Below are 12,389 nucleotides of genomic sequence, written 5' to 3' on the forward strand. Positions count from 1 at the left end.
CAGGGGCGTGAGCCGCATGGATGCGGCGACCGAGCTTACATGGACGTACTTGCAGCGTCCCCTGCGCAGCCCATCTACCCGGCCCCACCCATGAACTGCTTTGCGCGACCACCCACGAGGGGCTGCGCCGTTGGCTGGAAACCCTATCCCCCGTGCACGGGCCGGTGCCCACGTACCGCCATCACCAGTCCGATGCCGGCCAGCAGCGAGACCGCTGATGTCCCGCCATAACTGATCAACGGCATCGGAATGCCCACCACCGGCAGCAGGCCGGAAATCATTCCACCGTTCACCAATACGTAGACGAAGAACGCCAGCCCCAGGCTGCCGGCCAGCAACCGCGCATGCGTGTCGCGCGCGTGCACTGCGATCCACAGGCAACGCCCGACCACGAACAGGTACAGCGCGAACAGCGTCGCCACACCGATCCAGCCGAACTCCTCGGCCAGCACCGAAAACGCGAAGTCGGTGGTGTACTCGGGCAGGAAATCCAGTGTGGCCTGGGTGCCCTGCCCCCAGCCACGTCCCTGCCAGCCACCGGAACCGATCGCGATGCGCGACTGCAGGATGTTCCAGCCGGTGCCGAGCGGGTCTGCTGCCGGGTCTAGGAAGGTCAGTACGCGATCCTTCTGGTACTGCCGCAACACGCCGAGCCAGGCCAGTGGCGCGGCCACCGCCAGCCCCACCGCGCCGGTGGCCACCCAGCCCCAGTGCAGGCCCGCCAGCAACAACGCGAACACGCCGCTGGCGGTGACCAGCGTGGCGGTGCCGAGGTTGGGCTGCATCAGGATCAGCACGGCGGGAACGCCGATCAGCACTGCGGCCGTCAGTACCGTGCGTGGTGACGGTGGCAGCGGTTGCCGGTGCAGGTACCAGGCCATCATCAACGGCAGGCTGAGCTTGAGCAGCTCGGAGGGCTGCAGGTAGAAGACGCCGAGGTTGAGCCAGCGCTGCCCGTACTTGCCGGTGCCGATCACATACACCGCCATCAGCGGCAGCATCGACAGCGCGTACAGCGCCGGTGTCCACGCGCGCAGGCGCAGCAGCGAAACACGCGACAGCAGCCACATCGCCAGCAGGCCACCGGCGAAGCGCGCCGCCTGCCCGGTGACCGGACCGGAAACGCTGTGCAGCACCGCCAGCCCCGCGCCCATCAGGATCAACAACGCGACCAGCAACGGCAGGTCGATCGTGCGCACCGCCTCACGGCAGCCGCCAAGCATTCGTTTCCAGTCCACGCTGGCCACGGTAACAACGCGCGCTTGCGTGAAGCTGTCAGGGTGCTTCTGCGTCTGTAGAGTCGAACCATGCTCGACTGCCTTTCATGCAGCAGAAGCAGTCGAGCATGGCTCGACTCTACAGAACAGCGAGAAGCAAGCGAGCATATGGAAGCGCGACGAAGCGCGGGGCCGGTGTTACCCGTAGCCGCCGTGCACTGGATTGTGGCTACGCACGGCCATCACCAACCCGAAGCCGGCCAGCAGCGAGACCGCCGAGGTACCGCCATAGCTGATCAGCGGCATCGGCACGCCCACCACCGGCAGCAGGCCGGAGATCATCCCGCCGTTCACCAGCACGTAGACGAAGAACGCCAGGCCGGTGGCGCCGGCCAGCAGGCGCGAATAGGAATCGCGCGACTGGCTGGCGATCCACAGGCAGCGCCCGATCACCACCAGGTACAGCGCCAGCACGGTGGCCACGCCGATCCAGCCGAACTCCTCGCTCAGCACCGAGAACGCGAAGTCGGTGGTCTGCTCGGGAATGAAGTTCAGATGTGACTGCGAGCCCTCGCCCCAGCCCTTGCCATCGAAGCCGCCGGAACCGATCGCGATCTTCGACTGGATGATGTTCCAGCCGGCTCCCAGTGCATCCATCTCCGGGTCCAGGAACATCATGATGCGGTCCTTCTGGTACGGCCGCAGCAGCCAGAACCAGGCCACCGGCGCGACCGCAGCCACGCCACCTACGCCCAGCCCGACCCACCACCACGGCAGGCCGGCCAACAGCAACACGAACACGCCGCTGGCGGCGATCAGCACACCAGTACCGAAGTCCGGCTGCAGCATCACCAGGCCGGTCGGTACGCCGATGATGACCAGGGACACGAGCACGGTATTGAAGCGCGGTGGCAACGGCATCTTGTGCAGGTACCAGGCCACCATCATCGGCAGGCTGACCTTCAGCAGCTCGGCCGGCTGCAGGTAGAAGAATTTCAGGTCCAGCCACTGCCGGCCGTATTTGCCGGTGCCCAGCACGAACACCGCCAGCAACGGGATCATCGAGATCGCGTAGATCATCGGTGTGGCCGAGCGGATGCGCAGGATCGGTACCCGTGAGATGCCCCACAGCGCGGCCATGCCCACTGCAAAGCGCGCGCCCTGGGCCATCACCAGGCCGTCGCCACCGGCACTCTTCAAGGTGGCCAGGCCGATCACCATCAGCGCGCCCAGGGCCAGGCACAGTACCCAGTCCAGCGTGCTGAAGAAGCGGCGCAGCATGTCGCCGGCCCAACGCAGGAACACTCTCATCGTGCGGGCTCCGCGGTGGTCGGGCGTGGCGTGGCCGGCAGCGCGGCGGCGGCCGGCGGCCCCGGCTGCGGTGCGGGTGCGGGTGCGGGTGCCGGTTCCGGCGCAGGCACGCCAATCAGCACGGGGTGTTCCCCCAGTTGTGCCGCAGCAAGGTCACCGGCCTGGCGCGCGCCCACATCTTCGTTGTCGAATGCGGTTGCACCGATGGCGGTGGTGCCGCGCTCGCTGTCCAGCGGCTGCATGCCTTCGGGCATCTTGCCCAGCAGGTAGGCGTCGAACACCTTGCGTGCGATCGGCGCTGCCGCCGCGCCGCCGTAACCACCGCCCTCCACTGCGATCGCCAGCGCGATCACCGGCTGTTCGACCGGCGCAAAGCCGACGAACAACGCGCGGTGGCGCAGGTGCATCGGCAGGCTCTTCGGATTCACCGCGGCGGTACCCTTGCGGCTGATGACCTGCGCGGTACCGGTCTTGCCGGCCATCGTGTAAGGCGCGCCGGCCGCCATCCGCGCAGCGCTGCCGCCAGGCAGCATGGTGGCCATCATGCCTTCGCGCACCGCCTGCAGGTTGTTCGGGTTCGGACTGACCGGTTTGCTCTCGCCCGGGTCGGTCGCCATCCAGTCGTGGTCGAACCCCGCACGCTGCTGGATCACCAGATGGGGCGTGCGCAGCTGCCCGTTGGCCAGCCCACTGACGCCCCGCGCCAGCTGCAGCGGAGTGACCTTCCAGTCACCCTGGCCGATGCTGATGTTGACTGTATCGCCCGGATACCAGGCTTCCTTGCGGCTCTTCCGCTTGTAGGCCGGCGACGGCAGGATGCCCCCGATCTCGCCGGTCAGGTCGATGCCGGTCGGCTGGCCGAAGCCGTAGTACTCCATGTAATGGTCGAAGCGCTCGATGCCCAGATCCAGCGCCAGCTTGTAGTAGTACGTGTTGACCGATTGCGCGATCGACTTGCGCAGGTCGGTCCAGCCGTGGCCGCCGCGGTGCGAGTCACCCCAGCCACGCGAGGTGCCGGGCAGGTAGAACATGCCGGTGGACAGCACCTTGTCTTCCGGGCGGCGCACGCCCGAATCGAGGCCCGCCAGGCCGATCAGCGGCTTCAGCGTGGAACCGGGCGCGACGCCACCCAGCACCAGGCGGTTGAACTGCGGCCGCGACGGGTTGTCGTTCAGCGCCTTGAAGTCGGCATGGGAAATACCGTTGACGAACAGGTTGGGGTCGTAGGACGGCAGGCTGACCATCGCCAGCACTTCGCCGGTGCGCGGGTCCATCGCCACCGCCGAGCCTTCCTGGTCGCCGAAGGCGGCCACCATGGCGCGCTGCAGGTCGGCGTCGATCGACAGCCGCAGGTCGGCGCCGGACTGCGCGGCGACGCGGCCGATGGTGCGGATCGCACGCCCCTGCACGTTGGTCTCGACCTGCTCGTAGCCGACCTTGCCGCGCAGCTGCTGCTCGTAATAGCGCTCCAGACCGGATTTGCCGATGTGGGTCAGCGCGGCATTGCCCTCGCCGAGGATTTCCAGGTCCTTGTCATCGACGCGGCCGACGTAACCGATGATGTGCGCGAACAGGTCGCCATAGGGATAGCGACGGGTCAGATAGGGTTCCAGCTCGACGCCGGGGAAGCGCCAGCGGTCGACGGCGAAGCGTGCCATCTCCTCGTCGCTCATGCGCAGCTTCAGCGTGACCGGCAGGAACTTGCGGCGCGCCTTGCGCGACTTGTTGAACGCTTCCAGTTCTTCCGGGCTGATGCTGATGATCTTCGCCAGCCCTTCCAGGGTGGCGTCCATGTCCTTGACCTTGTCCGGGGTCACGTCCAGGCGGAAGGCCGGCACGTTCTCGGCCAGCAGGCGGCCGTTGCGGTCGTAGATCATGCCGCGCCCGGGCACCACCGGCCGCGGCTTGATGCGGTTGGCTTCCGAGCGCGTGGCGTAGACGTCGTGGTCCAGCACCTGCAGCTTGAAGTACCAGCCGCCCAGGCCCAGCAGGCAGACCAGCACACCCAGGAAGCCCAGCGCCGCGCGGCGGCGGAACTGTTCGGCTTCGGCGTGGGGGTTCTTGACCTGGCGGCGCGGGATCATGGCTCAGCGCCCGCGCTTGCCGAAGCGCACCGCGTCCAGCAGCACGAATACCAGCGGCCACAGGCCCATGCCCAGCAGCGGTGCCCACCAGTACGACCACGGCAGGGTCGGCTCATCCACCACGATGTGGACCAGCGCGCTGACGATGCGGTCGTTGAACAGCAGGCCGCCGATGGCCAGCATCTGCTGGGACATCGGGAAGAAGCGGATGCGGGCGCGGAAACGCTGCAGGATGAAGGCCAGCATCACCAGCCGCAGCGACTGTTCGCCGAGTACACCGCCGTACAGCAGATCGGCGATCACGCCACTGGCGAAAGCGACGCCCAGGCCGACACGCTCAGGCGCTTCAATCACCCAATAGGCCAGCACCAGCGCCAGCCAATACGGGCGCAGCGGCTGCAGCAGCGCCGGCAACGGCAGCAGGCCCAGCAGCAGCGCCACCACCAGGCTGGCCGGCAGCACCCACGGGTTGTCGCGCAGGCGGCTCATCGCTGGGCCTCCGGCGTGGTCGGTTGCCGGCCAGCGGCCGGCACTACCGTCGCCGACCCAGCATCGGGTGGAGAGCCCCCCTCTTGTTGAGGGGGGCGCGCTGAAGGCGCGGGGGTAAGGGAGGATGCGCGGGCCGGTTGCGCCGAAGGTGCAGTCGGCTCAAGGGGGCGCGCCGAAGGCGCGGGGTCAAGGGAGGATGCGGGGGCAACCGGCTTCGTCGAAGACGGAGTCGGTTGCCGGCCAGCGGCCGGCACTACCGTCGCCGACCCAGCATCGGGTGGAGAGCCCCCCTCTTGTTGAGGGGGGCGCGCCGAAGGCGCGGGGGTAAGGGAGGATGCGGGGGCCGGTTGCACCGAAGGTGCAGTCGGCGGCAGTTCGCTGACCGCAGGCAAGCGAATTGCTGCACCCGGGCGCAGCAGCAGCACGTCGCGGCCGCGATCCAGCTGCGCCGCCGGCTTCAGTTCGCCGACCAGGAAGGCATGGGTATCGTCCGGACGCAGGCCGGTGATGGTGCCGACCGGGAAGCCGGCCGGGAAGCGGCCACCGAGGCCGGAGGTGACGATCTCATCCCCCACTTCCACGCCGGCGCTGAGCGGGATGTCGCGCAGTTCCAGCTTGTCGCCGCGGCCGTAGACGATCAGGCGAACGCCGTTGCGGGCCACCGTCACCGGCACGGCATGGTCGGGGTCGGTCAGCAGCAGCACGGTGGAGGTACCGCCAGTGACGCTGATCACCTGGCCCATCAGACCGCCGGCATCGATCACCGCCTGGCCGACGTGCACGCCTTCGCGGCTGCCGGCGTCGAGCACCAGACGCTGCTTCACCGGATCCAGGTCGATGTCCAGGATCGGCGCCAGCTGCACGTCCAGGCCACTGCGCTCGGCCACGTTCAGCAGTTCGCGCAGCTGGGCGTTGTCCAGCGCGGCGGTCTGCAGGCGGGTCAGGCGGGCGTTGGCCAGCAGCAGCTGGTTGCGCAGTTCACGGTTCTCGTTGACCAGCTGGCCGTGGCTGGCCGCCGAGTCCTTGACCTGGTTGCCGAGCTTGCCCGGCAGTCCCGCCAGTGCCCATACCGGCTGCACCAGGCTGTTGGCCTGCCCGCGCAGCTGCGCAAGCCAGCCGGCCTGGTCGTCAAGCACGATCAGGGTGATGGCCAGTGCGAGATAAGCCAGCAGACGCAGCGGGCTGGCGGCATCACCGGATCGGGAAGCAACGGGAGGTCCGGCGTAGGGCGGCACGGCAACGATTCAACTGGCAGAAGGCGGAAGGGAAACACGCGGACGCCCCGCCGGTGCCGGCCTACCCTCATGGTGGGCCGCACCCCGGAGGGGCGCTGCGGGCGCAGGCAGCCGGGACGGCTTATTCCGGCGCAAAGAACTCGTTGCCGTGCATGTCGACCAGCTCCAGCGCACGGCCACCGCCGCGGGCCACGCAGGTCAGCGGATCGTCCGCCACCTGCACGTGCAGGCCGGTTTCCTCGGAAATCAGGCGATCCAGGTCACGCAGCAGGGCGCCACCACCGGTCAGCACGATGCCGCGCTCGGCGACGTCGGCGCACAGTTCCGGCGGGGTCTGTTCCAGCGCCAGCTTGACCGCGCTGACGATGCCCGACAGCGGCTCGTGCAGGGCTTCAAGCACCTCGTTGGAGCTGATCTTGATCATCTTCGGCACGCCCTCGGCGAGGTTGCGGCCGGAGATTTCCATTTCGATCACTTCCGCCTGGGGGTAGGCACAGCCCAGCTCGACCTTGATGCGCTCGGCGGTGGCTTCACCGATCAGCATGCCGTGGTTGCGGCGCACGTAGTTGGTGATCGACTCGTCGAAGCGGTCGCCGCCGATGCGGACCGAGGCCGAATAGACGATGCCGTTGAGCGAGATCACCGCCACTTCGGTGGTGCCGCCGCCGATATCGATGACCATCGAGCCACGGGCTTCGGTAACCGGCATGCCGGCGCCGATCGCGGCGGCCATCGGTTCTTCGATCAGGAACACGTCACGGGCACCGGCTTCCTCGGCCGATTCCTTGATCGCGCGGCGCTCGACCTGGGTCGAGCCGGCCGGCACGCAGACCAGCACGCGCGGGCTCGGGCGCAGCACGCGCGACTTGTGCACCTTCTTGATGAAGTGCTTGAGCATCGCCTCGGTGTAGGTGAAGTCGGCGATGACGCCGTCCTTCATCGGGCGGATGGTGGTGATGTGGCCCGGGGTACGGCCAAGCATCTGCTTGGCTTCGGCGCCTACGGCTGCCACCGAGCGGGTGCCACCAATGGCACGGTCCTGACGCACGGCCACGACCGATGGCTCGTTCAGCACGATCCCCTGCCCGCGCACGTAGATGAGGGTGTTGGCCGTGCCCAGGTCGATGGACAGGTCATTGGAGAACATGCCACGGAGTTTCTTGAACATCTGAGGAAGGAGTCCTGAGGGGTGTCGTGCCCGCCGCGGGATGGCGAAAAAATGGGCAGAAATCGAGGCCGACAAGCCTAGCAACCCGCCTGCCGCCGAGCAAGGAAAAAACTAGCTGAACCCGCGTCTTCACAGGCTTTCGGCCTGATCGGGTCTCACCCGGTTCTGGCCCTGAGCGACACCAGCGGGTAACCTTTGCGCCGTCGGGCGCCCAAGGGCGCCGTTTGCTTGCCCGCCGAACCGGGCCGGCCCACCCCAAAATTCACCGCATAGGCTTACATCGATGTCCGCTCTGATCTGTGGTTCTCTTGCCTTCGACACCATCATGGTGTTCCCGGACCAGTTCAAGAATCACATCCTGCCGGACAAGGTGCACATCCTGAACGTGTCCTTCCTGGTCCCGCGCATGCGCCGCGAGTTCGGCGGCTGCGCCGGCAACATCGCCTACAACCTGCACCTGCTGGGCGGCCAGCCGATCCCGATGGGCACCGTGGGTTCGGACTTCGGCCCGTACCGCGAATACTTCGACGGCCTGGGCATCGACCTGTCGCGCGTGCGCGTGATTGATGAGCTGTTCACCCCGCAGGCGTTCATCACCACCGACCACGACAACAACCAGATCACCGCCTTCCACCCGGGCGCGATGATGCGCTCCTACGAGAACCACGTGCGTGGCGTACCGGGCGTGACTCTGGGGCTGGTCGGCCCGGACGGCCGCGAAGGCATGATCCAGAACGCGCAGGAATTCCACGAAGACGGTATTCCGTTCATCTTCGACCCGGGCCAGGCCATGCCGCTGTTCAACGGCCCGGAGCTGCGCGCCTTCATCGACCAGGCCGACTACGTGGTGGTCAACGACTACGAGTCGAACCTGCTGCAGGAGCGCACCGGCTGGGACGAGAAGGAGATCGTCAGCCGGGTCAAGGCCTACATCACCACCCGTGGCCCGAAGGGCGCGGTCATCCACACCCCGGAAAAGAGCTACGACATCCCCCCGGCGCACGAGCGCCGCGTGGTCGACCCGACCGGCTGTGGCGACGCATTCCGCGCCGGCCTGATCTACGGCATCCAGAAGGGCTACGACTGGCTGACCATCGGCCGCATGGGCAACCTGATGGGCGCGCTGAAGGTCGAGCACCCGGGCACGCAGAACCAGCGCTTCACCTTTGACGAGTTCAACGAGCAGTTCAAGCAGCAGTTCGGTTACGCGCTGGGCGCGTAAACGAACTGCCCGCGCACCCGCTCGGTGGGTGTCGACCTTGGTCGACACCCTGTGCCCTGGTAGGTGTCGACCTTGGTCGACACTGCCGGCCAGCGGCCGGCACTACCCCTTCTGCTGCCAGGCGGCCAACAGTGCACGGCAATCAGCGAAATGCCAGTCGGCACTGCCCGGCCACGGGTTCTCCGGCAGGTTGACAAGCACGGTATGGGTGCCCGCGGCGCGGCCGCACTCCAGGTCGTAGGCGTGGTCTCCCACCATCACCGCCTCTGCCGCCGCGATGCCCCAACGCTGCAGGTGCTGCTGCAGGCCATCCGGCGACGGCTTGGGCACCGCTTCATCGCGGCCGATGATGTCGGCATCGTCGAACAACGCCCCGACCCCGATCGCGTCCAGGGTCAGCTTCGCCAGCGCATGATCGTTGCGGGTCAGGATGCCCAGCCGGCAGCCCGCCGCCGACAGCGCGCGCAGCAGCTTCACCGCACCCGGCGCCGGCAGTGCCTCCTCGGCCAGCGCACGTTCGTGATCCAGCAGCCACTCGCGCTTGGCCTGCGCCGGCGCATCCGGCAGCGCTGCGATATGGTCGAGGATATCTTCCTCCGCGGCGATCTGCAGCGCGCGGCGGATCGCGGCGAAGTCATGCACGGCCACCGTCAGTGTGCCGTCCATGTCGAACACCCAGTGCCGGATCGCGGACAACGCGTGCACTGCGCTGCCCGCCGCAACCATCACTGCCACCACTGCGGCATGCGGCTGGCGTCGACACCACCGGTTTCGAACACGGCAGTACGCGTGCCGCCGGCCTTGACCGGGAACTCGATGCTGATCGACTTGCCCTTGCGCGCCAGCTTCCACAGTGCCTTCTGGTCGGTGATGAACAGCGCGATGGCTTCATCGGTCTTCGGGCGCCAGGCCGCCATGGAAATCGGCTTGCCGTCGTCCACGGTTACTTTCACCGTGCACTGCGGGCAACGGAAATCGCCGGCCTGCAGCACCAGGTAGGCATGCCGCTTCCACTCCGGATGATCGCGGAACACCAGCTGCACCGGCTTGGCACCGCTGCCATCCACGTCCACCCGTTCCTTGCTGTAGATCTGCGCCGAGACCTGGTTGCCCTTGTTGCCCACCGGGATCTGGTTGTACTGCCACAGCGCCTGCATGCGGCGCAGGTCGCGCGCAGCATCGCCCTTGGCCTTGACCTCGTCGAAGCCGGCGGCGATGCGCTCGGCGGCGGCGGTGTCCTTGTACTGGTCCAGCAGCGAGGCGCCATGCAGGCGCGCACGCTCCCAGTCCTGTGCTGCCACGGCCATGTCGTACTGCTTGGCCACGTCTTCGGCCTTGGCTTCCTTCTGTGCCTGCACGGCGGCTGCGGCGGCTTCCTGCGCCTTGCGCTCTTCCTCGGGGTTGCTGCAGGCAGCCAGGGCCAGGGTGCAGGCGGTGAGCAGGATCAGTCGTTTCATGGCGGAGGTCCTTCGTGTTTTCGCATTTCTGTAGAGTCGAGCCATGCTCGACTGGCGCTTCAACAGCAGTCGAGCATGGCTCGACTCTACAAAAAAGCGCCGGGGGGTGCCCGGCGCTTTTTCTTACTTGGCTTCAGCCTTGGACAGCATGTCCTGCACCGAGCCGGTGGTGATCGGGTGGTATCCCGGCTTGGCCTTTTCGAAGGCCTGCTTGGCCAGCTCCAGCCCCTTCGGCGTCTTCACCAGTTCAGCGTAGATCGGCATGATCAGCTTGCGACGGCCGACGCGCTCGATGAACGCAGCGGCCCCTTCGTTGGCCTGCTCGTAACCGCTGCGGATTGCCAGCGGGTACCAGCGCATGGCGATCTCGCCATTCGGGGTGCCGGTGAAGTGGAACGCCTTGTCCAGCGTGGCCAGCTTGTCCAGCGGCTGGGTCGCGCCCAGGCCGTCGATGAAGCGCACCCATTCCTGCGTGCTCCAGTCGGCGATGACCTGGCTGCTCGGCACGGTGCCGGCGCTGGCAAACGCGATGCGCGCGGTATCGACGCTGCTGAAGTTGCGCGACTGCGCCTTGGCCGCGAACGCCGGGATGCCCGGCTCGTCCAGCCATGCCTTCAGTTCGGCCTCGGTCACTGCCGACGGATTCTTCGGCAGCAGGTTCTTCTTCAGGTACTCGACGAACTGGTCGGTGTTCGCGCTCTGGAAGGCGTGGTCATCGAACCAGCCACGCAGGAACGGATCGAAGGTTTCGCGGCCGAAGCGCTGCTCCAGGAATTCCAGGAACCACGAACCCTTGACGTAGGCGACCTGGCTGAGGGCTTCGTCGGGGTCACGCTCGTTCAGCGGCGGCAGCGCCAGCGCCTGGTCGGCCGGGCTCATGTCCTTCACTTCGGCCAGCAGGTCGGTCTGGTCGATCTGCTTCTCCATCTCGGCCATCTCCTTGCCGTACAGAGCTTCGGTGATGCGGCCCTGGACGTAGGTGGTGAAGCCTTCATTGAGCCAGATGTCCTTCCAGCTGGCGTTGGTCACCAGGTTGCCCGACCAGCTGTGCGCCAGTTCGTGGGCGACCAGCGAGACCAGCGACTTGTCACCGACGATCACGGTCGGGGTGGCGAAGGTCAGGCGCGGGTTCTCCATGCCGCCGAACGGGAATGACGGCGGCAGCACCAGCATGTCGTAGCGGCCCCAGCGGTATTCGCCGTACAGCTTCTCGGCGGCACCGATCATCTTCTCGGTGTCTTCGAACTCCTTGGCGGCCTTGTTGACCATGGTCGGCTCGGCCCAGACGCCGGAGCGGCCGGAGATCGGCTCGAACACCAGGTCGCCGGCGGCGATGGCCAGCAGGTACGACGGAATCGGCTGCGGCATCTTGAAGGTGTAGTCACCGTCACGCGCGGCCTTCGGATCGTTGTCGGCGCTCATCAGCACCATCACGTCCGGGCGCGAGACCACGTGCGCGCTGTAGGTGAAGCGCACGCTCGGGGTGTCCTGCAGCGGCACCCAGGAACGGGCGTGGATGGCCTGCGACTGGCTGAACATGAAGGGCAGCTTCTTACCCTCGGTCATCGACGGTGCCAGCCACTGCAGGCCCGAGGCGGTCGGCGCGGTGTGGTAGGTCACTTCCACCTTGGCCGGCTGTTCCGGGGCTTCGATGGTCAGCTTGCTGCCGAACACCTTGTCAGCGGCGGCCAGCTCGAACTTCAACGGGCTGCGCGCGCCATCGGCAGCGACGGCCTCGACCTTGGACACGGTCAGCTCGCGGGTGTCGAGCACCAGCTGCTTGGCATCCTTCTGCTTCCATTCCAGGGTGTAGGTGGCGGTGCCGCCGATCTGCTTCTGGTCGAAGTCCAGCTTCAGATCCAGCGCGATGTCCTTGATGACGACCTTGTCCGGCTCGGCGTACGAGCTTTCGTCGTGGCTGCGGTTCTCGGCGTTCACGGGGGCGGCGGGGGCCTTGGCGGCAGTCGGGGCGGCGGCGGGTGCAGCCGCCTCCTGGGAGCAGCCGGCGGCCAGGGCCACGGCCAGCGGAAGGAGCATCAGCGGATTACGCATGAATCGGGACCGTTACGGGGATCAGACCCCCAATGGTAACTCCCTCCGGCCCCGCAGGCGTTGCGCGGTGCGGGGTAATGGCGGGCGGGGCCGATCCTGCGCCTCCGGCGCATGCCAACCAAGGTTGGCTTCTACAGGTAGGTGCCAACCTTGG

At 67.2% G+C, this 12,389-nt stretch carries 10 protein-coding genes; 1 reads left to right on the plus strand and 9 read right to left on the minus strand.

The window, feature by feature from the left end; genetic code table 11:
* Positions 1–143 precede the first annotated feature (143 nt).
* From rodA (ACZK45_RS18625) to ACZK45_RS18650, 6 genes are all read right to left on the minus strand, one after another.
* Positions 144–1,223: a rod shape-determining protein RodA gene (gene rodA / locus ACZK45_RS18625; RefSeq protein ID WP_049421382.1), complete on the minus strand. Its 1,080-nt coding sequence runs from the start codon at positions 1,221–1,223 to the stop codon at positions 144–146.
* A 192-nt stretch (positions 1,224–1,415) separates the two neighbouring features.
* A complete protein-coding gene (gene rodA, locus ACZK45_RS18630; RefSeq protein ID WP_032130317.1) occupies positions 1,416–2,528 on the minus strand; it encodes a rod shape-determining protein RodA in 1,113 nt (370 codons plus the stop codon).
* Entirely contained in the window at positions 2,525–4,612 is a 2,088-nt protein-coding gene (gene mrdA, locus ACZK45_RS18635) for a penicillin-binding protein 2 (RefSeq protein ID WP_125893449.1), read from the minus strand. The genes rodA (ACZK45_RS18630) and mrdA overlap by 4 nt, the downstream gene beginning before the upstream one ends.
* A 3-nt stretch (positions 4,613–4,615) precedes the next feature.
* The gene (gene mreD / locus ACZK45_RS18640) at positions 4,616–5,101 is read right to left on the minus strand and encodes a rod shape-determining protein MreD (protein ID WP_032130319.1); all 486 of its coding nucleotides are present in this window, start codon (positions 5,099–5,101) and stop codon (positions 4,616–4,618) included.
* Positions 5,098–6,336 carry a rod shape-determining protein MreC gene (gene mreC / locus ACZK45_RS18645; RefSeq protein WP_478445061.1) on the minus strand — a complete coding sequence of 413 codons (1,239 nt, stop codon included), beginning with the start codon at positions 6,334–6,336 and terminating at the stop codon, positions 5,098–5,100. Before mreC ends, mreD begins: the two co-directional genes overlap by 4 nt.
* Before the next feature lie 121 nt (positions 6,337–6,457).
* Positions 6,458–7,504, minus strand: a complete 1,047-nt coding sequence (locus ACZK45_RS18650; RefSeq protein ID WP_005419402.1) for a rod shape-determining protein — start codon at positions 7,502–7,504, stop codon at positions 6,458–6,460.
* 283 nt (positions 7,505–7,787) lie between these two features.
* Here ACZK45_RS18650 and ACZK45_RS18655 point away from each other — a divergent pair, with 283 nt between their 5' ends.
* Complete coding sequence (locus tag ACZK45_RS18655; RefSeq protein WP_049463230.1) at positions 7,788–8,726, plus strand: carbohydrate kinase family protein; 939 nt, start codon at positions 7,788–7,790, stop codon at positions 8,724–8,726.
* A gap of 102 nt (positions 8,727–8,828) precedes the next feature.
* On the opposite strand, the gene ACZK45_RS18660 is transcribed toward ACZK45_RS18655, so the two are convergent.
* From ACZK45_RS18660 to ACZK45_RS18670, 3 genes are all read right to left on the minus strand, one after another.
* Positions 8,829–9,452 carry an HAD family hydrolase gene (locus tag ACZK45_RS18660; protein ID WP_125893461.1) on the minus strand — a complete coding sequence of 208 codons (624 nt, stop codon included), beginning with the start codon at positions 9,450–9,452 and terminating at the stop codon, positions 8,829–8,831.
* Positions 9,452–10,183 (minus strand): hypothetical protein, encoded by a 732-nt coding sequence (locus ACZK45_RS18665; protein WP_019337678.1) that lies wholly within the window; start codon positions 10,181–10,183, stop codon positions 9,452–9,454. The genes ACZK45_RS18660 and ACZK45_RS18665 overlap by 1 nt, the downstream gene beginning before the upstream one ends.
* Before the next feature lie 123 nt (positions 10,184–10,306).
* Entirely contained in the window at positions 10,307–12,235 is a 1,929-nt protein-coding gene (locus ACZK45_RS18670; protein ID WP_125893445.1) for a M1 family metallopeptidase, read from the minus strand.
* Positions 12,236–12,389 lie beyond the last annotated feature (154 nt).

Source organism: Stenotrophomonas sp. 63632_Sma (assembly GCF_056482875.1).

Excerpts from the sequence above, each read along its gene's own strand:
- rodA (WP_049421382.1), bottom strand. The coding sequence starts at position 1,223 with ATGCTTGGCGGCTGCCGTGAGGCGGTGCGCACGATCGACCTGCCGTTG.
- rodA (WP_032130317.1), bottom strand. The coding sequence starts at position 2,528 with ATGAGAGTGTTCCTGCGTTGGGCCGGCGACATGCTGCGCCGCTTCTTC.
- mrdA (WP_125893449.1), bottom strand. The coding sequence starts at position 4,612 with ATGATCCCGCGCCGCCAGGTCAAGAACCCCCACGCCGAAGCCGAACAG.
- mreD (WP_032130319.1), bottom strand. The coding sequence starts at position 5,101 with ATGAGCCGCCTGCGCGACAACCCGTGGGTGCTGCCGGCCAGCCTGGTG.
- ACZK45_RS18650 (WP_005419402.1), bottom strand. The coding sequence starts at position 7,504 with ATGTTCAAGAAACTCCGTGGCATGTTCTCCAATGACCTGTCCATCGAC.
- ACZK45_RS18655 (WP_049463230.1), top strand. The coding sequence starts at position 7,788 with ATGTCCGCTCTGATCTGTGGTTCTCTTGCCTTCGACACCATCATGGTG.
- ACZK45_RS18660 (WP_125893461.1), bottom strand. The coding sequence starts at position 9,452 with ATGGTTGCGGCGGGCAGCGCAGTGCACGCGTTGTCCGCGATCCGGCAC.
- ACZK45_RS18665 (WP_019337678.1), bottom strand. The coding sequence starts at position 10,183 with ATGAAACGACTGATCCTGCTCACCGCCTGCACCCTGGCCCTGGCTGCC.
- ACZK45_RS18670 (WP_125893445.1), bottom strand. The coding sequence starts at position 12,235 with ATGCGTAATCCGCTGATGCTCCTTCCGCTGGCCGTGGCCCTGGCCGCC.